Genomic DNA, 18,501 nt, shown 5'->3' with positions numbered 1-18,501 from the left:
ATGGCTCGTAATCTGTTCCTCCACCATCGCGCGCACGTCGACTCGCGCCTTCAGTATGGCGGAACCCGGGTCGGCCGACAAATAATTACGCGACCGGATCACGGGGCAGCACGCGGCCTATGTGTTCGCCGCGTGTCTGCTCGCCGGCACCGCGATGGCTCGTAATCTGTTCCTCCACCATCGCGCGCACGTCGACTCGCGCCTTCAGTCGCGCCGCGAGCAGTGCGGTGCCGCTGATCTTGCGCTGGACGAACAGGATTTCGGCGGGTGGCAGGTGCCAAGTGTCGCGGTCGGCGGCCACCTCCATTCCTTGATCGCGCAAGGCAGCGACGAAGCCGCGATCGCCGAAGTCGAAGTCGCCGGGCCGGTTGAACTCGCCGACGATGACGTCGACTATCCGGTCGATGCGCGCACGATGCCCGGTCACGATCGCCTCGCCCAGGAAGCCGGCAGCGAGTGCCGCCACCCGCACCGCATCGCGATCACCGTCCAGCCCGGCGCGGAGAAGCCGTCGATAGCCGTTCGCCGTTGCGGTACCGACGGCACGCGTCGCCCCAAAATCGAGCAGCACCAGCCGCCCGGTCGCGGGTTGCCAGCGATAATTGGCGAAGTTGGGATCAGTCTGCATCACGCCGAACTCGAACAACTCGCGCAGCACCAGCGCGATCAGTGATCGCATCGCCACGTCGCGCGTCTCCTGCGGCGCGTCGGCCAGCGTCTCGATCGGTTGACCCTCGACAAAGCTCATCGCCAGCACGCGCCCGGTCGTCAATTCACGATCGGGCACCGGGACGACATAATGCGGCGCATCGGCGAGCAGCGCGCCGAAGCGTGCCATCTGCTCGGCTTCTCGGACGTAATCCGCTTCCTCAGCGAGTTGGCGCTTGGCCTCCGCGAGCAACGGCGCGATATCCAGCGCGCTCCCGAGCAGGCCGGAGACACGCAGCAGCGTTGCGACATTGTCGACATCGGCGTCGATGCTGTCGCGCACGCCGGGATATTGGACCTTGATTGCCAGGTCGCGGCCATCGCGTGTGACGGCTCGGTGGACCTGACCGATCGAGGCGGCGGCGAGCGGCGTCGCCTCGAACCGCGCGAACCGCGTCCGCCAATCCTTGCCCCATTCGTCCGCGAGCACCCGCTGGAGCTGCGTGGGCGGCATGTGATATGCGCGCTCGCGCAGTTGGCCTATGATCTCGGCAAGCTCAGTTGGCAGCATGTCGCCGGCATCCATCGAGATCATCTGGCCGAGCTTCATCGCCGCGCCGCGCAGGTGCGACAGCCGGTCGGCCACGCGCGCGACGTTGCCGGGCGTGAGCATCATGTCGCGCATCCGTGGCCGCTCGCCGCCCGCCAGGCGTCGCGCGCCCTCCGCCAGCATGCCGCCCGCGACGCCCCCCGCCAGCCGGCCGAACTGGCCCAGCCGCGACAGCCGCCCGCGAGGAACCGGGCGGCCCGGACTATCGTCGCTCATGTTGTCCCCCGTCGCGGCCTCGTGACGCGCCCCTTGGCCGGTCCGGCGAGAGTGCCGGTGATCCAGCCGTCGCGGAACTCGCCGGGTTGCGGCACCATCGCTTTGTCACGGCCGCGCATGCTCAGCGGGTGGTCGCAGGCTTCTCGATCACCGGCGGCGCCCCCTCCCAGCCGCCGCCCAGCGCCTTGAACACGCTGACCTGGGCATCGGCGCGGTTCGCCTGGGCCTGGGCCTGGGCGGCGCGCGCGCTGGCACGGTCGCGCTCGGCATCGAGCAGCTGAAGGAAGCTGTCGGCGCCCGCGTCGAACCGCACGCGTGACAAGCGCGCGGCATCCTCGCTGGCGATCGCGGCGCGGCCATAGGCCTGCTCGCTCTGGATCGCGCCGCCCAGCCGGGCGAGCGCCTGCTCGGTTTCCTGCAACGCGGTCAGGACGGCGCCGTCGAACCTCGCCAGGCTTCCAGTGGCGGTCGCCTCCGACTGGCGCAGCCGCGCACGCGCCGCACCGTTGAACGGGAAATTCCAGCTGATCAGCGGGCCCAGCGAAAAACCGAACGACGCCGGCTTGCCGATGTCGCCCAGCCGGCTGGCGCCCAGGCTGACACCCCCGAGCAGGCGGATCGACGGATAGAGGTCGGCAGTCGCCACGCCGACCCGCGCAATGTCGCCGGCCAGGATACGTTCGGCACTGCGGATGTCCGGGCGGCGCGCGATCAGCGCCTGGCCGTCGCCGGCCGGGATCGGCGTGGCGACCTGCGGCACCAGGACGCAACGCTCGGCCGCCGGATCGACGCGCGCCGGCGGGTCCCCGGTCAGTACCGCCAGCGCATAGAGCGAGGCGCGGCGTTCGGCCTCGAGCACGGGGAGCTGGGCATTGGCATTCTCGACCAGCACGCGCGCGCGGTCGACGTCGCGCCTCGTGCCGCGCCCGCCGTCGAACAGCCGCTGGGTCAGGTCCAGCGTATTGGTCTGGAGCCGCACGGTCTCACGCGCGACGGCCGCCTGCGCGGCGAACGAGCAGGCCGAGACATAGGCGCGCGCGGTCTCGGCCGCGACCGACACGCGTGCCGCGTCGACCTGTGCCTGGGCAGCCTGCGTATCGGCGCGCGCCGCCTGGATCGATCGCGTGACCCCGCCGAACAGGTCGACCTCGTAGGACGCGTCATAACCGATCGAGAAGTAATCGGTCGTGACGGCGCCGCCGGTCAGCGGGTCGGCGTTGCGTGACTTCGTATAGGACGTCGTGGCGTCGCCGACCGGCAATCTCGCGGCATCGGCCTCGGACAGCACGGCGCGCGCGCGCTGCAGGTTGGCGGCGGCCACGCGCAGGTCGGTATTGCCGGCCAGCGCCTTTTCGACCAGCCGGTCGAGGTCGCGATCGGCGAACAGCCGCCACCATCTGTCGGGCAGGGGCGAGGGGGTGACGCCTATCGCACCGCGTTCGCGCAGCGTCGCATCGGGTGCGGCGAGCGGCGCCGGCCTAGTATAGTTCGGCCCGACCGAGCAGGCCGACACCGCCAGCGCGACCATGCCGGCCATGGCGACGCGGCGGATCATTCGGCGGGCTCCGGCAGGGTATGCGGCGGCGCCTGGTCGCGCGGCGCCTGCGCCCCGGGGTCGCGGCGTGCCTTGCGCGCTACCCAGTCGCCCAGCTTGCGGGTGATGACGTAGAAGGCGGGCGTGAACAGCAGGCCGAAAGTGGTCACGCCGATCATCCCGAAGAACACCGCAATGCCCAGGGCACGGCGCATTTCGGCACCCGGGCCCGACCCGATCACCAGCGGCAGCACGCCCAGGATGAAGGCGATCGAGGTCATCACGATCGGGCGCAGGCGCTGCTCGGCGGCGTGGATCGCCGCGGCGTGGATCGCCATGCCCGCTTCCTCGTTCTGCTTGGCAAACTCGACGATCAGGATCGCGTTCTTGGCGGCCAGCCCGATCAGCACGATCAGGCCGATCTGGGTCAGGATGTTGTTGTCGCCGCCCATGATGTTGACCCCGACGATCGCCGCCAGCAGGCACATCGGCACGATCAGGATCACCGCCAGCGGCAGCACCAGGCTTTCATAATTGGCTGCCAGCAGCAGGAACACGAACAATACCCCCAGCGCAAAGGCGATCGCCCCGGTATTGCCCGCCTGTTGCTGCTGATAGGCGATGTCGGTCCATTCGAACGTCATGCCCTGGGGCAAGGTCTCGCTCGCGATCCTGGCCAAGGTAGTCAGTGACTGGCCCGACGAGAAACCGCGCTTGGTGTCGCCCTGCAGTTCGGCCGAGGGATAGAGGTTGTAGCGCACCACCCGATAGGGCCCGCTGTCGTTCTTCAGCGTCATCACCGCGTCGAGCGGGACCATCTGGCCGCCGGCCGATCGCGTGCGCAGCCGGCCGACGTCGCTGATCTGATCGCGATAGGGCGCGTCGGCTTGCGCCGTCACGCGATAGGTCCGGCCGATGAAGTTGAAGTCGTTTATATAGGTCGATCCCAGATAGGTGCCCAGCGTCGAGAACACGTTGCCCACCGGCACGCCCAGCTTTTCGGCGCGTTCGCGGTCGATATCGGCGAACAAGCGCGGAGTCTTGGTGTTGAAGGTGGTGAAGCTCGGCCCGATGCCCTCGGCCTGGTTGGCCTTCATCATCATCGCAAAGGCCGCCTTTTCCAGCGCCTTGAACCCCAGATTGGTGCGGTCCTCGATCAGCATCTTCCAGCCCCCGCCGGTGCCGATGCCGCTTACGGGAGGGGGCGGGATAACTAGGACGGTGGCCGCTGTCAGGTCGCTGAACGCCTGCCTCAACTCGCCCGCCACCGCATCGGCGGCGCCGCGCTGACCAAAGGCCTTCAGGGTCACGAACATCGTCGCTGCGTTGGACGCGGTGGTCAGCGAGGTGCCGTCCAGCCCCGCAAACGCGACGGTGGACGCGGTCGCCTTGTTGGCAAGCGCCCGCTTGGTCGTCTGCGCCAGGATTTCGCTGGTGCGCTGGAGCGAAGCACCCGGCGGCAATTGGATCGCCGCAATCAGATATCCCTGATCCTGGGCGGGAATGAACCCGCCGGGCGTGGCGGTGAAGCGCCAGGCCGTGATCGCGATCAGCGCGACATAGACGATCCCGATCAGCATCAGCGACCGGACGGCGCGCGCCGAGAACCGGCCGAACGCTTCACCCAGCCGGCGAAAGCCGTCGTTGAACCAGCGTGCGAACCTCCCCGGCCAGCCTAGCACGCCGCGGCGCGGCGCGTCCTCCTCCTTGCGAGGCCTGAGGACCAGGGCCGCCAGCGCGGGCGACAGCGTGAGCGAGACGAATGCCGAGATTACCGCCGCCGACACGATGGTCAGCGCGAACTGCTGATAAAATTGCCCGGAAATACCGGGGATGAAGCCGGTCGGGATGAACACGCCGCACAAGACGAGCGATATCGCGATCAGCGCGCCCGATACCTCGTCCATCGTCTCGTGCGCGGCTTCCCGCGGGCTGAGACTCTTCTCCTCCATCAGGCGCTCGATATTCTCGACTACCACGATAGCGTCGTCGACGACGATGCCGACCGCCAGCACCATGCCGAACAGCGACAGGTTGTTGAGGCTGAATCCGAACAAGGCAAGCATCGCGACGCTGCCGATCAGCGAGATCGGCACCGCGACCAGCGGTATGATCGTCGCGCGCCAGTTCTGGAGGAACAACAGGACGACCAGCGCGACCAGCACGATCGCCTCGACCAGGGTATGCTCGACCGCCTCGATCGACGCCTGGATATATTCGGTCGGGTTGTAGGGGATCGAATAGCGCATGCCGGCGGGGAAGGACTTGGCCGTCGCCGCGACCTCCGCGCGCACTGCCTCTGCGGTAGTCAGCGCGTTCGATCCCGGCAATTGGGTGATGCCCATGCCGATCATCGGCTGGCCCGACAGCGACGCGTTGATCGTATAGTCCTGCGCGCCAAGCTCGATCCTGGCGACGTCGCGCAACAGCGTGAGGCGTCCCTGGTCGTCACGCTTGAGGATGATCGCGCCGAACTGGTCGGGGTTGGTCAGCCTTCCCTCGGCCTGGATGCCCAGCTGATAGGCGGTGCCGCCCTGGTTGAACGGTGGCTGGCCGACCGAACCGACCGCCACCTGCGCGTTCTGCGCGCGAATCTGGGTCACGATCTCATCGACCGTCAGGTTGCGCTCCGCCGCACGATCGGGATCGATCCACACCCGCATGTTGTAGTCGCGCGCGCCGAACGTCCGCACCCCGCCGACGCCGGGGATGCGCGAGATGCGATCGATCAGCTGCGATGTCGCGTAATTGGAGATATATTGCTGGCTCAGTGATCCGTCGGGCGAGGTCAGCGCGACGACCATCAGCAGGTCGGGCGAATTCTTGCGCACCGTCACGCCGATCTGGCGGACCTGCTCGGGCAGGCGCGGCTCGGCGGTGGCGACGCGGTTCTGGACCAGCACCTGCGCCTGGTCGACATTGACCCCTTGCTTGAAGGTGACGGTGATCGAGATCACGCCGTCGCCGGTCGCCGACGACGACAGGTAGATCATGTTCTCGACGCCGTTGATCGATTCCTCCAGCGGCGCGGCGACGGTTTCCGACAGCGTCTCGGCGGTGGCGCCCGGATAAGTCGCCGACACCACGACGGTCGGCGGCGCGATCTCGGGATATTGCGCGACCGGCAGGGTGGGATAGGCGACGATGCCGAACACCACGATCAGAATCGACAGCACCGCCGCGAAGATCGGCCGCTCGATGAAGAAATGGGGGAACTTCATGGCGCCGCGGCCGGCCTCAGCGCGTCGTGGCTTCGGCCGGCGCGGGCGCGCTCAGCGTGGTCGCGTTGGACGAGGTGTCGGCGGCGCGCGGTGTCAGCTTGACCAGCCTGACGGTCACCGCAATGCCCGGTTGCAGCTGGGTCAGGCCGTCAATGACCACGCGGTCGCGGGTGCCCACGCCGGTCTTCACCACGCGCAGCCCGGACACCAGCGGCCCGGTCTCGACGTTGCGCTGTGCAGTCTTGCCGTCGGGTCCCACGACGAACACCGTGCGCCGCGTCTGGTCGGTCTGGATCGCCTCGTCCGGGATCAGCATCGCGTCGTACGATCCCGATCCCAGGAGACGCGCGCGGCCGAACATGCCGGGCACCAGGAAGCCGTTGGGATTGCTGACCTCGGCATGCGCGCGGATCGTGCCCGATTGCGGATCGATCGCGTTGTCGACGAACACCATCCGTCCGTGCCAGCGATAATCCTGTTCGTCGGCCAGCTGGATGTCGACGGGATTGGGGGCGTAGCGCGACGAGGCGCGCTGTCCGTCTTGCGCCTGGCGGCTGTATTTAAGATAGAAGCTCTCGGCGCCGTCGAAACTGAACCAGATCGGATCGGTCGACACGATGCGCGTCAGCAAGGTCGTGCCCGCGGCGACGAAATCGCCGATCGCCACCCTTTTGTCGGATGCCCGGCCGGTGATCGGCGCGCGTACCACGGTGTAATCAAGATCGAGCTGGCGGCTCTTTACGGCCGCGCGCGCGCCCGCCAGGCCGGCGACGGCGCTGCGGTAATTCGCCAACTTGGTCTCGTATTCCTCCTGGCTGATCGCCTGTCCGGCCAGGAGCGTCCTGGCCCGGGCCAGCTCCGTGCGGCCGTTGGCGACGGCGGCGCTGGCCTTCGCCTCATCGGCGGCCGCTTGCGCCAGCGCCGCGCGATAGGGCGCCTGGTCGATGACGAACAGCACCTGTCCACGCTTCACCTCGATGCCTTCGCGAAAATCGACCCGCTGGATCGTACCCGCCACGCGGGGCATCACCTGGACGTCCTGGATCGCTTCGAAACGGCCGATATAATCGTCCCAGTCGGTGATCGTGCGCTGCAACGGATATGCTGCCGCGACGCTGGGCTTGGGGGGCGGCGGCGGTGGCTTGTTCGCGCACGATGCGAGGGCGAGAGAAGCCATGGCGGCTGCGGTCCGGACCAGGTTTCCCATAGGCCGCTTAGTTGGGCCTGATCCAAATCAGTTCAATAGAGCCGGATTAACTTTGTCTTGCAGATGCACAAGAATTACTGCTTTCCTTGAAATATCGGAGAAATTTCAAGGGGATATATTATTCGCACTGCACAATAATGCAGCGGAAAAGCGCATAGGAACGTGGCTGCGGCGGTTTGGATGGCTTATGCTTCGAGCGCGTTGATCGCCGCATGGACCCGCGCTTCGGCTTCGGCGCGCGGCAGGCCGGGGGGGATCGGCTGGCCGAACCGGAAGGTCACCGTGCCCGCCCGCTTGAGGCCCCTTCTGGGCCATAGCCGCCCGCTGTCCGTCGCAATCGGCACAACGGCCACGCCCAGCACCTTGTAGAGCCCGGCAAATCCCGCGCGAAGCTCGGCCCGCTCGCCCGGCGCCACCCGGGTGCCCTCGGGAAACAGCAGCACCGCCCGGCCGCCGCCGATCGCCGCTTTGGCATCGCGTACCAGGTGCCGCAACGCAGCGCTCGACGCCGCGCGATCGACCGTGATCACGCCGTAGCGCCGTGCCGCCCACCCCCAGATCGGGATCGCCGCCAGCTCCTGCTTCATCACCGTCGCCGGGTTGTCGAGCGCCAGTGTCAGTTCCAGCGTTTCGTACATCGACTGGTGCTTGGCGGCGAACAGCACCGGCGCGGTCGGGGGATCGCCTTCATAGCGCGCCCTGATGCCAAGCAAGGTCGCCGCCGACCAGCGGTGGAACGCCGCCCAGGCCATCGAGTACCGCATGATCGCGCCGCGACCGGCCATCGCGACCAGCGGCGCCAGCAGCACGATCGGGATCGACACACCGTAAAAGACCAGCACGAAGGCGATATTGCGCAGCAACGTCACGTGCCGAGCCCCAGCCAGAGCGCGACACGGCGGAGCAGCAGCTTGTCGTATTCGTCGATCAGCAGCCCCAGCGGCGGCTGGCTCGCCACGCCGTCGGCGACCACGGTCGCCTCGTTTCCCAGGGCGTAGACCAATTCCATCCGCGCCCGCGCCATGTGCCAGTCGGAGGTCACCAGCCGGACCGAGCGATAGCCGTGCGCGTGCACCCAGCGCGCCGTCTCGTCGGCGTTGGAGCGCGTGTCGACGGCCTCGCGGCCAAGGTCGATGCAGCAGCGGAACAACGCGGTCGGCGTGCGGTATTCGATCGCGAGATCGATCGGTCGCACACCCGGCGCGACGCCGCTGACCAGCATGCGCGTCGCCTGACCGGCCTTGAGCAGTGCCAGCCCACGGTCGATTCGTCCCATGCCGCCGGTCAGGACGACGATCGCGTCGGTCCGGCGGTTTTCCAGCGGCGACGGCATCATCAGCATGAACAACGCGAAACCCAGTACCCAGGCCAGCGCCACGCCCGCGACCAGCCGCCGGACGATCACAACGTCCGGCCCAGCTGGCGAATGACGGTCAGCCGCGCCGCGATCGTGGCCAGCATCGCGAACGCCAGCGGCAGGCAGGCGAGGACCAGCCAGTCGCGCAGCACCAGCACCGCCCCGCCGACCAGTTCTGAATCGAGCGTCGCGGCCTGGCCGGCCATGAAGGCGACCGCGCCGATCGCCGCTGCCCCGCCGATGGCGCCGCCGGCCAGCGTGTCGAGCGCGATCCGCCGCTGGAACAGGCGGGCGATCTGGACGTCGGTCGATCCCAGCATATGCAGTATCTGGATCGTCTCGCGATGCGTCTCAAGCCCGGCGCGCACCGCCAGGAGGACCACGGCCGTGGTCGCCGCCGCCATCAGCAGCACGAGCATCCCCGCCACCGCGATCAGCACGCGCATGAACCGCGCGACCGGCGACAGCCAGCGCGAATGCTGGTCGATCCGCGCGGTCGGCGCCGCCGCGCGGACCGCGGCCGCGACGTGGCCGACCGCGTCATCGGTTGCCATCGTCAGGTCGACGTCGATCAGCGCCGGGATCGGCAGGTCGGCATCATTGCTTTCTTTGCCCAGCCAGGGCGCCAGCATCACCGCCAGCCGGCCGCGATCGACCGGCGCGGCGCGGGCGACCAGCGGCAGCGCGCGCAACGTCGCCAGCACCATTGCTGCCGAGCGGGCGCGCCGTGCGGCATCGGGATCGACGATCTGGACGGTCAGCCGCCCCGCCAGCTGCCGGTCCAGCGTCGCGGCGGCATTGATCGTGGCCAGCCCCGTCGCGGAGGCGAGCACCGTCAGGAAAAGCATGATCGCCATCACCCAGCTCATCGCCCGGGTCGACCGCCGCTCCTCGAGCACGCGCCGGTGGGCGATGCCGTTGATCGCCCGGGTCATCAGGCGTTTGTCCGCGGCGGGAAGCGCAACGATCCCGTCGGGTCGATCATCCGGCCCTGCTCGATCCGGATCATCTGCGCCCGGGGGATGCGCCCGAGCAGGTGGAAATCGTGCGTCGCGACGACCACCGTCGTGCCCAGCCGGTTCAGCGACTCGAACAGGTGGAGCAGCCGTTCGGCCATGTCGGGATCGACGTTGCCGGTCGGCTCGTCGGCAACCAGGATTTCGGGCCGGCCGATGACCGCGCGGGCGATCGCCACGCGCTGCTGCTCGCCGCCCGACAGGGTCGGGGGGCGCGCCTCGGTCCGCCCCTCCAGCCCGACCCAGGCAAGCATCTCGCTGACAGGCGCCGCGATATCGGTTTCCGACACGCCCGACACGCGCAAGGGAAGCGCGATATTGTCATAGGTCGACAGATGCGGCACCAGCCGGAAATCCTGGAAGACGACGCCGATGCGTCGGCGGAACCCGGGAAGGCGCGCGCGGGGCAGCCGGCCGGCATCCTCGCCGAACAACCGGATGATCCCCCGCGTCGGCCGTTGCGCAAGATAGAGCAGTTTCAGGAGAGAGGTCTTGCCCGCGCCGCTGGGGCCGGTCAGGAAGTAGAAGCCGCCCGACGTGAGCGTGAGGTTGACGTCGCTCAGCGTCTCCGCGCCGGCGCCATAGCGCAGCCCCACATTCTCGAACTGCACGATGTTCGCCATGCCGGCGTTGCTACCGCTCACCTTGCCTCAGCCCCGCCCCGAGCCATCGCACGGTCGCCCACCGGCTTCAAGACACCAGCCGGGATGGTGCCGTGGCGGGACTTGCCGCGGCCCGGCGGGAATGCTTAAGCTGGCATCAGCAGGGCCGAACCGGGGCGTCGGCCCGCTTTTGGGCGTGCCGATGATCCTCGAATGCAGTGAATGCCACACCCGCTATCTGGTGCCCGACGCGGCGATCGGGGTTGAAGGACGCACCGTGCGCTGTGCCAATTGCCGGCACAGCTGGTTCCAGGCGGGACCGGGCGTAATAACCGAACGCGTAGCGGCGCCGGTCGCGACGGCGGAACCGGCAATGGAGGCCGCGTCATCGGGCGACAATCACGACCCGTTCGCGACCGAACCGCCGTTCCGGCCGCGCCGCAATCCGGCGCGGCGCTGGACGATCATCGCGGTAACCGCCGCCGTCGCGATGCTGGTCGCCATCGCCGCCACGTTCTTCATCGATCCGGGCGGATTTGCAAGCATGGTCGGCATGCCGGTCGAGGCCGGGGAGACCCCGCTGACGTTCGTCAACGTCAAACGCCCCAATCGCCGCGGGCTGCCCAGCGGCAGCGAGCTGTTCGCGGTCAGTGGCCAGATCGCCAATCCGACCGACATGCGCCAGCCCGTTCCTGACATCCGCGTCGAGCTGCTCGATGCCGCCGGTCCCCGGGGGCGGGTCGTGTTCAGCTGGACGATCAAGCCCGAACAGCGGCAGATCGCGCCGGGCGGCAAGCTCGATTTCGCCAGCATGACGCTGGACGTGCCGCCCAATTCGAAGGAAGTGCGGTTCAGCTTCGTCGGCCAGCCGACGAGCTAGCGCGGTGCCGCGATGCGCCGTCCGACTGATGACCGCAGCCGACATACCGAGAGCCGACATACCGAGGACGACGCTTGCGTGGGGGGAAGCGCTTTGCTAGGGGGCTCGCCTGCCAGCTGCCGGTCGTCCGGCGGCACTATCACGTGCGGTCGTGGCGGAACTGGTAGACGCGCAACGTTGAGGTCGTTGTGGCCGAAAGGCCGTGGAAGTTCGAGTCTTCTCGACCGCACCACTTCCGGTCAAAACTGGGCACCGCGGCGCAAGCTGCGGGATCACCTTTCCGGGCGGCGTTTTCGAGCGCGGCCTTGGATCCGGCGATGACGATCTCGTTGTCGTTGACCGTCACGTTGGAGACCAGCAGCCGCACATAGGCTCGGCGCACGGCGCTGTTTTCGGTCAGGATGCTGGCGCGCAACGTATCGCCGAAACGCTGGATCGCTTCGTCGGTGATCTGGTGCGCAGCGCCGCCGAGCTGCCCGGCGAGGCTGCGCTCGGTCTCGGCAAGCGCGGCAATGGAGGCATTGGCCTCAGCGAGCTTGGTCGCGAAGATCGGATCGCGCACGCTCATCATCCCCTCCTCGACGATCTCGAGCAGCCGGCGGAGCCGCGTCTCGGCTGCGATCCGCTCGCGGCGGACTCTATCGAGATCGCGTTCGCGGCGCTGTTTCGCTTCGTCTGATCGATCGAGGACGTCGGCGAGTAGCGCGCGCAACCGGTCGGGAGCCAGGATGCGGTGGAGCAGGCCATCCAGCACGATCGCGTCGAGCGCTTCTTCTCGGATCGACTTGCTCCCACATATGTCTGCACCAGCCGTCGCCTTCCGATTGCAGACGTAGTACCGATACTGACCACCCTTGCCGCTCCTGATCACCATGCCGGCGTTGCATCGGCATGCCCGCAAGTCGCGAGGCCGCCTAGCAGCACCGGCGAATTGGTGATGCGCGGCGGCGTCACGCGCGGGGCGGCCTTTGAACGGATCGCGGCGACGCGAGCCATCACATCCGGCTCGATTATCTTCGGGCATACGACGATGATCTCATCGGCCGCACTCGGGACCGCGCCATGATCATCGCGCGTGCGGTCGCGATAGGACCCGGCATAGTGCTCGCGCGTCAGAATGCCGTCGACGTTGCTGTGGTAGAATTTCCGGCCGCGGAAGCTATAGCCGTTGTCGTTAAGGTATTTGGCGATCGCCCGCGTCCCCATCGGCTGCCCCGTCAGCCCGAAGCAGGCCAGCTGCACAACCAGGCGAACGATCTCCGCTTCGCCCTCGCGCACGAACAGCTTCTTGCGCTCCTTGCGTCCATCGACTTTCGCGACGCGGGATTCATAGCCGAATGGCACCGGGCCACCATTCCAATATCCCGACTGCGCGTTTCCACGACGATCGCGGCAGGTGAACGTGGATGCATCGCTGGCGTATTTCTCGTTCATCACCGCGATGAACCCGCGCATCATCCGGCTGTTGGGATCATCGCCCATGCTCTCAATGACGGAGATGAGTTTCACCTGAGCTTCGGTCAGCTTGTGCTCGGCGGTCACTTGGGTGAGCAAGCGCCGGGTGAACCGGCTCAACATATAAACAACGACAAAATGAACCGGGCGCGCGGGAGACGTCGCCAGCGCGATCATCCGGTCGAACTGCCTGCGCTGCAGTTTCCGGCCCGAGACGTTCAATTCCTCGAACACCTCGACGACCGAGATGCCCTCGCGTTCGCACAGCGCCCGACAGGCCGCCTCCTGTGCAGCGCTGGAGGCGTTGTTGCCGCCTTCATCGTCGTTGCTGACGCGCAGATAGATGAAGGCGCGGCGACCATCGGTCATGGATCATGCTCCCTTGTCGGCCGCTAAGCGGCGAAGATGCTGGCGAGCAAATCGCCGATATGCTGGAGAACCAGTTCGCTCTCGTTCTGCAAGACCGGAAGCTGCTCCGGGATGTCGGTATGAATGAGGCGCGTGGGCAGCGGTCTTTCTCGCGTCACTATGCGCGCCTCGCGCATGGCCGCAAAGCACACCGAACTTTCGTCGCTGTCGGCCTGGCGGTCCATGGCTCGGGACTGCCAGCCCGGCCCACGCCTGATCTTGGGACATTCTAAAATTTATCTGGAGGGCAGGAGAGGTTGATCCGAACGGGATCGTGGAAAAAAGGAACTGGTCCATGTCCATCATCATCGCGCTGATGATTGTCACTTTCGTCTGGCATGCGGCGATGGTGATCGCCCGCTCGACCGTCGATGCTATCGCAACGGCCTTGGGCGTCGTCCTCTTCGCTCGTGCCGCCCGCGTCCAACGCCACATGATCGCGACACGGGGAGAGATTGGCACCGCCGACTTCGACCGACGGACCAGCCGTGCCGAGCGGCGGCTGATGGCGGCCGGGCTCAAGCTCGCCATCCGGAAAACCGAGTTGCGCAGCCTGTTCCCGCACGTCGGTTCGCGGTGCGAGCGCCTGCTCGGGCTTGCCACGTCGTCACCGTGATTTTGCGGCGTGGACATTAAGTTATTCAACGTCGAGCCACTTTACCCGGTTAGGCTGCCGAGCCCGTGGCCACGATCAGCGTCTGCCCGAAATAGGACGCCTCGGGTTCCTCGACGTCCACGATTTGCCATCCGCGCCACTGCCAGGCCTCGTGGTCGACGACTTCCTCGAGCGGCCGGCCCACACAGGCGGTGGCGAGCGTTTCTGGAAATGGCTCATCGAGCTGGACGCGCAGTTCCCCGAACCGCGTCTCGAGCCAGACCAGCGCGATCTTTGCCTTGAGCTCGAGCGAATGATCGACGATCTTCATTGTGACATAGTCGCCGTCCGCGCGATGAAACGTGTGGCCATGCCATGGCGGTTCAGCCAGCGGGCCGAGCGGCATCTCTCTGATGTAGTAGCGCAGCAGGTGGTTGCGGGCCGGATGCCCGAACGATCGGCCTGAAAGTCGTGGTTGGCGCGGCCAGGATCGTCCTGGATCGATCAGTGCCATGGCATCATCCAGCGTCAGTCCATCGATCGCGAGCAGCGAGATCAGCAGCGGCGAGGCCGACCTCACGACGGCGCCTAGCTCGGCGCGAAACACTTGCGCCGTCAGCTCGTGCAGCGGTCGCTTCGAGCAGGCGGCATAGACCAGGAAGGTTCGGAACAGATCGTCGGTCAGCCCCTCGTTTTCGTAGAGCAGCTGGACGTCGAACAGATCGCGCGGGTGCTGGCGATCGAGCGCGGCGCAGACCTTGCCCGCGTAGAGATCCTCGAACGCCACAACCGACATTTCCGCAAAGCCGAAGGCCTCCTCGACCGCATCGGTGACCTGCATCGTTCGCGGCGCCGCGACGGTCCCGCGGGTGACCGGTGACACCTCGATCTTGATCTCCGCGGCGCCCGAGCGGAGCATCAGCCGTGTATCGCCATCGCCGCCGCCAGCAATGCGCTGGGCATCGACGCCGCGAAGCGTCTCTCTGGCGCGCGCCACCATCCGATCGAAGGCGCTGTCGATCGCCGGCAGCGCGATCGCCCGCTGGTCCAGCGGCAGATAGGTCAGGTCGATGTCGACCGACAAACGCGGCATGTCCCGGTAGAACAGGTTGATCGCGGTTCCGCCCTTCAAGGCGAAGGCGGGTTCATCGGCGACGATCGGGATCGCCCGCACCAGCAGCTCGAGCTGGACCGCATAGCGATCACGCGCCATCGCTGGTGGCCTCCTCTCGCGGCCCTGCAAACTCTTCCGGGACGACGAGCTGATAAGCAGCGGCGTAGCGCCCGCCTTCGACAAGCGAGCGCGGGCCTTTGCCGAGATCGACCTGCGTCCGATCGACATGAGAGAGCCATCGGTGCGGATGGCGGTCGGCGAACAGGAAGAAGAGGCGCTTCACCTTCACGCTCTTGCAGGCCTGCAGCAATTCGGTGACCCGGCCAGGCCGCAGCGTCGGCAAACCCTGAAAGAGCATGTCGACCTTGTGGAAGCTCTCCTGGTCGGGAAGCTCATTCAATGCTTCGAACAATGCGCGCTCGGGCGACGAACGCCGCAGCGGCCAGTTCCACGGACTTGGCGCGTTGCCGGCGGTGGGATCGAAGTCGCGGTCGTCGATGCCGACAGGGTCCGAGCCGAACAGCTGCCGACGACGCGACAGGAAATGTGCGTCGACTTGCAGCCTGGGAAGCCAGCTGGGGACGTCGCCATAGAGATAGACGTTCGCGCTGCGGCCCAGCCCAAGGTAATGATTATGGCCTTCCAGGGTAAGCGCGCTCATGCCGCCGACGTGGAAATCATAGCCCATGATCCACTGGGCGGAGAGCACCGGCAGTTTCCAGCCGCGCACATCCTGCTGGTCCGCATGGGGGTAGGGACGGCGATAGACGCCGCGTGCAACCCGTTCCAGCCAGCCCTCGCGGTGATAATCATGGGCTGAGCTCTTGGCGACGTCGCTGGCCGCAAGCCAACGCGAGTCGACCAGAAAGCCGTGTGGCACCTGCTCAAGGACATATTTTAGTCGATTTCGATTTGGTCGGAAAGTGATCGATGCGCTGCCGCGCTTCTTAAAGCAGGCGGCTAATGAAACCTCGGTAAACCACTTCAATATCGTCATACATGGCGGGGAGCCGCTGCTGCTCAAGAAACTTACTTCAGCTATATATGCGAAGTAATCCGTTCTATCAAAGATGATCGCCTTACCGTCTCGCTGGCCTTGCAGACGAATGGCGTGCTTGTTGACGACGATTGGATAGATATTTTCGAGCGTTATTCCGTGGCTGTGGGTGTCAGCATCGATGGGTCACGCGAGTTTCATGACGAAATGCGCCCAGACAAGCGCGGTCGAGGCAGCTACGACGACGCCGTTGCAGGATTGCGGAAACTACAGTCCGCTGTCCGTGCCGGAAAACTTCGATCGGCCGGCGTGCTGGCTGTCGTTCCCGACGGGCCGAGCGGTAAGGCCGTTCTCGATCACCTGATCACCGAACTTGCCGTCAGCAGTCCCGGGTTGAACTTTCCGAGAGGCGGCTGGGATTGCAGTGACACTTCTTCCTGGAACGCCAATGGCGAGCAGCGCCGGTCGCTTGTCCGCGCGTGGCTGGCCGAACATACCTATCCCAACTTCCACTATATTCGCGACTTGGGCGACCTACTCTTTGGCATGATGTCTAGCAGTGGTGCCGAACGCCTCGATCTCCGGAACTCCAAGCGCCACCACGTTCTTACCATCTCGAGCCGGGGGGACCTCCTGGTCGACGACAACCTGCTCGGACAGGTCCCAGCTCCAGCTTCGCCGTTATCGGTGGTGAACAACACCTTTTTGGAGTTTCTGCGTTCATCCGAGTGGCAGAGCCTGGAAGAGGCAATGAACTTTGTCGCGCCCAAGTGCGCAGACTGCGTCTGGCAACGCCCGTGCCATGGTGGTGCGCTGTATAACCGCCATAGCGGCGATAACTACCTCAATCATTCTGCGATATGCGATGTGTTGCAGATTTTCAATGAGGAGGTCGCTCAGTACCTCGTCGACCGAAACATCGTTAGCGCAGAGTCTTTAGTGGAGCGATTATCGTCGCCGCCGATCCACACCGCCGCCAGCGTCTATAACGAAATGGTTAGAGCTGCGCGTTCCGATCGATAGGCCGACGAGGAGGTTGCTTTGTTAGGAAACATCTTAACTTACCTGAGTACCTCGTTGGAGGGAGATTTCGTAACGATCGAGGAGAGCCTCCTCCGCCACCTTTGCAGCATGGTGGCGGCTCGGCTGGACGATCGCCCCGACCCCGATTCTAGTTTGCCAGAAGCAAAGCAGCGTCTGGCGGAAAGTGATCGAATTGATCTCGCTTATGGGGCGAGCCTCGGGATGGCAGTATATAGCTTGACGTCCGAAGCTGCCCATACCGTCGAGGACGCGCTCGCCCACTTTCTGGTGAGCGCATGCGTTGCCCGGGCGCTGCCGTCGCTCGACCGCTCCGTCACAGTTTCCGAACCGGTGATCATCAACGGCGAGACATGCGAATCCGGACGCCTGCATCTCCGTGCGAGCGAGAACAACGTGGTCGTAACGGGTGATACGGGCGGAACCGTGGTCATATCGGCTAGCGGCCCGTCTACCTTCTGGCGGCATGAAAGCCCGTTACGAACGTTTTCGATGGGTTCGCTCGGACGGGCCGCGATTACGACAGGCGATTGGATGGCGGAGTGGCGCGAGCGCGCGCCTTACGTCGACTGCGACGACGCCGGCGCTTTCGCCGACCAGCTTGAGACTGCCTTCGACCTGCTCGAACACTACACGCCCGAATACTTCCTCTGGTGCACTTACCTGCTCCGGGAGGTCGTCGCCCGTAAGCGGGTCGATGTGCATACCACGACCAGCGCATCTTATCGACATGGTTTCGGCTTGGTAGAGCTTTGCACGCCCGCGTCGGTCCTCGAGACTGCCGAAATGCTGGTTCATGAATGCTCACACCTGCATTTCCACCTCGCATCCTGGACGTCTCGCCTAGTTCAGCCGGACGCGCCTTCAGTATATTCTGTTCTGAAGAACGTCGCGCGACCGCTGGAGATGATTTTGCTTGGATTTCATGATTTTGGCAACGTATTGCTGATGTACGATCGTCTTGCTCGAAGCGACGCGCCGATCGACCATGGCGACCTGGCTGGCCGAATGGAGCATGTTTGCGGCTTGGTACGCGCACTGCACTCGGGGCTGGTGCCCAACCTCGAATGGCTGACACCTTCCGGAACATGCTTGTACGCTCCCCTCGCGCATCGCCTCGTTGACAGCGGTCACCTCGAGAGCGAGCAAGCGGTACGCGAAAAGGGCATAGCAGATATCGAGGTAGTCTAGCGACCGCTGGCGGGAATGCGCGCAGCTGTCGATTTGGGCACGATTGGTAATAGGCTGCGAGTAGTGACTCCGCCGGAGCGTGAAAAATGGACTACGAGCATGACGGACAAGGCAGGCCACAGCTTTACCGGCAGGAAGCTGTGGAATCGTATAGGTACCAGTTGGTCGGTGACACGGAGCTCGCGCGCGCGCCGGGCGCGTGGCTCGTGCTTCTTTGCATATCGCTCGCCGCCGGGTTGCTTGCAGCGATCGCGATGGCCTCGTGAGAGCCGAGCACGAGTGTTTTTGTCCGGAATCCGCCAGATCTGGATAATGCCGCCCTCCAGCAATAGACCTAAAAAGGGATCCGGAAATGACGCTAGAGCGTTTTCAGGTTAGTTGGCGTCATATCCGGCGTTACGGAGATAGT

General features: G+C 65.7%; 18 protein-coding genes, 1 tRNA gene and 1 pseudogene. 7 read left to right on the top strand and 13 right to left on the bottom strand.

All coding sequences use genetic code 11. The features are described 5' to 3' along the window. Window positions 1-85: 85 nt before the first annotated feature. The 8 genes from ACFE7K_RS12205 to ftsE form a co-directional block, all read right to left on the bottom strand. Window positions 86-1,474 (bottom strand): ABC1 kinase family protein, encoded by a 1,389-nt coding sequence (locus tag ACFE7K_RS12205; RefSeq protein ID WP_375398467.1) that lies wholly within the window; start codon window positions 1,472-1,474, stop codon window positions 86-88. A gap of 121 nt (window positions 1,475-1,595) precedes the next feature. Beyond that, complete coding sequence (locus tag ACFE7K_RS12200) at window positions 1,596-3,029, bottom strand: efflux transporter outer membrane subunit (protein WP_375398466.1); 1,434 nt, start codon at window positions 3,027-3,029, stop codon at window positions 1,596-1,598. Beyond that, the gene (locus tag ACFE7K_RS12195; protein WP_375398465.1) at window positions 3,026-6,229 is read right to left on the bottom strand and encodes an efflux RND transporter permease subunit; all 3,204 of its coding nucleotides are present in this window, start codon (window positions 6,227-6,229) and stop codon (window positions 3,026-3,028) included. The genes ACFE7K_RS12200 and ACFE7K_RS12195 overlap by 4 nt, the downstream gene beginning before the upstream one ends. Window positions 6,230-6,245: 16 nt before the next feature. After that, entirely contained in the window at window positions 6,246-7,406 is a 1,161-nt protein-coding gene (locus ACFE7K_RS12190; protein WP_375398464.1) for an efflux RND transporter periplasmic adaptor subunit, read from the bottom strand. A 215-nt stretch (window positions 7,407-7,621) separates the two neighbouring features. Beyond that, on the bottom strand, window positions 7,622-8,305 hold the full coding sequence (locus tag ACFE7K_RS12185) for a lysophospholipid acyltransferase family protein (RefSeq protein WP_375398463.1): 684 nt from the start codon (window positions 8,303-8,305) through the stop codon (window positions 7,622-7,624). Beyond that, entirely contained in the window at window positions 8,302-8,838 is a 537-nt protein-coding gene (locus ACFE7K_RS12180) for a YdcF family protein (protein WP_375398496.1), read from the bottom strand. The genes ACFE7K_RS12185 and ACFE7K_RS12180 overlap by 4 nt, the downstream gene beginning before the upstream one ends. Continuing rightward, window positions 8,838-9,728, bottom strand: a complete 891-nt coding sequence (locus ACFE7K_RS12175; protein ID WP_375398462.1) for a cell division protein FtsX — start codon at window positions 9,726-9,728, stop codon at window positions 8,838-8,840. The genes ACFE7K_RS12180 and ACFE7K_RS12175 overlap by 1 nt, the downstream gene beginning before the upstream one ends. Beyond that, window positions 9,728-10,432, bottom strand: a complete 705-nt coding sequence (gene ftsE, locus ACFE7K_RS12170; protein WP_375398495.1) for a cell division ATP-binding protein FtsE — start codon at window positions 10,430-10,432, stop codon at window positions 9,728-9,730. The genes ACFE7K_RS12175 and ftsE overlap by 1 nt, the downstream gene beginning before the upstream one ends. Before the next feature lie 181 nt (window positions 10,433-10,613). Between ftsE and ACFE7K_RS12165 the strand changes: the two genes are divergently transcribed. From ACFE7K_RS12165 to ACFE7K_RS12155, 3 genes are all read left to right on the top strand, one after another. Then, on the top strand, window positions 10,614-11,291 hold the full coding sequence (locus ACFE7K_RS12165) for an MJ0042-type zinc finger domain-containing protein (protein WP_375398461.1): 678 nt from the start codon (window positions 10,614-10,616) through the stop codon (window positions 11,289-11,291). Between the two features lie 145 nt (window positions 11,292-11,436). Further along, window positions 11,437-11,523, top strand: a tRNA-Leu gene (locus tag ACFE7K_RS12160). After that, window positions 11,494-11,970, top strand: a complete 477-nt coding sequence (locus tag ACFE7K_RS12155) for a hypothetical protein (RefSeq protein ID WP_375398460.1) — start codon at window positions 11,494-11,496, stop codon at window positions 11,968-11,970. Before ACFE7K_RS12160 ends, ACFE7K_RS12155 begins: the two co-directional genes overlap by 30 nt. Before the next feature lie 120 nt (window positions 11,971-12,090). On the opposite strand, the pseudogene ACFE7K_RS12150 reads toward ACFE7K_RS12155, so the two are convergent. From ACFE7K_RS12150 to ACFE7K_RS12140, 3 genes and pseudogenes are all read right to left on the bottom strand, one after another. Beyond that, window positions 12,091-12,165: pseudogene (locus ACFE7K_RS12150) on the bottom strand (hypothetical protein); the annotation flags it as partial. Next, window positions 12,159-13,115, bottom strand: coding sequence for a recombinase family protein (locus tag ACFE7K_RS12145; RefSeq protein ID WP_375398459.1), 957 nt, complete (start codon window positions 13,113-13,115; stop codon window positions 12,159-12,161). The pseudogene ACFE7K_RS12150 and the gene ACFE7K_RS12145, both read right to left, overlap by 7 nt. Window positions 13,116-13,138: 23 nt before the next feature. Further along, window positions 13,139-13,339 carry a hypothetical protein gene (locus ACFE7K_RS12140; protein WP_375398458.1) on the bottom strand — a complete coding sequence of 67 codons (201 nt, stop codon included), beginning with the start codon at window positions 13,337-13,339 and terminating at the stop codon, window positions 13,139-13,141. 110 nt (window positions 13,340-13,449) lie between these two features. Between ACFE7K_RS12140 and ACFE7K_RS12135 the strand changes: the two genes are divergently transcribed. Then, on the top strand, window positions 13,450-13,770 hold the full coding sequence (locus ACFE7K_RS12135; RefSeq protein ID WP_375398457.1) for a hypothetical protein: 321 nt from the start codon (window positions 13,450-13,452) through the stop codon (window positions 13,768-13,770). A gap of 49 nt (window positions 13,771-13,819) precedes the next feature. On the opposite strand, the gene ACFE7K_RS12130 is transcribed toward ACFE7K_RS12135, so the two are convergent. Together ACFE7K_RS12130 and ACFE7K_RS12125 are read right to left on the bottom strand one after the other, a co-directional pair. Continuing rightward, window positions 13,820-14,962, bottom strand: coding sequence for a nucleotidyl transferase AbiEii/AbiGii toxin family protein (locus ACFE7K_RS12130; protein WP_375398456.1), 1,143 nt, complete (start codon window positions 14,960-14,962; stop codon window positions 13,820-13,822). Then, window positions 14,952-15,851 (bottom strand): type IV toxin-antitoxin system AbiEi family antitoxin domain-containing protein, encoded by a 900-nt coding sequence (locus tag ACFE7K_RS12125; RefSeq protein WP_375398455.1) that lies wholly within the window; start codon window positions 15,849-15,851, stop codon window positions 14,952-14,954. Before ACFE7K_RS12125 ends, ACFE7K_RS12130 begins: the two co-directional genes overlap by 11 nt. A gap of 123 nt (window positions 15,852-15,974) precedes the next feature. Between ACFE7K_RS12125 and ACFE7K_RS12120 the strand changes: the two genes are divergently transcribed. The 3 genes from ACFE7K_RS12120 to ACFE7K_RS12110 all read left to right on the top strand — a co-directional run bounded on the left by ACFE7K_RS12120 (window position 15,975) and on the right by ACFE7K_RS12110 (window position 18,358). Continuing rightward, entirely contained in the window at window positions 15,975-16,883 is a 909-nt protein-coding gene (locus ACFE7K_RS12120) for a radical SAM protein (protein WP_375398454.1), read from the top strand. Between the two features lie 111 nt (window positions 16,884-16,994). Next, window positions 16,995-18,092, top strand: coding sequence for an HEXXH motif-containing putative peptide modification protein (locus tag ACFE7K_RS12115; RefSeq protein WP_375398453.1), 1,098 nt, complete (start codon window positions 16,995-16,997; stop codon window positions 18,090-18,092). A gap of 86 nt (window positions 18,093-18,178) precedes the next feature. After that, the gene (locus tag ACFE7K_RS12110; RefSeq protein ID WP_375398452.1) at window positions 18,179-18,358 is read left to right on the top strand and encodes a hypothetical protein; all 180 of its coding nucleotides are present in this window, start codon (window positions 18,179-18,181) and stop codon (window positions 18,356-18,358) included. The last annotated feature ends 143 nt before the right edge of the window (window positions 18,359-18,501 follow it).

Source organism: uncultured Sphingomonas sp. (assembly GCF_964244265.1).
GTDB lineage: Bacteria > Pseudomonadota > Alphaproteobacteria > Sphingomonadales > Sphingomonadaceae > Sphingomonas.
This window is presented reverse-complemented; position numbering and strand designations above follow the sequence as displayed.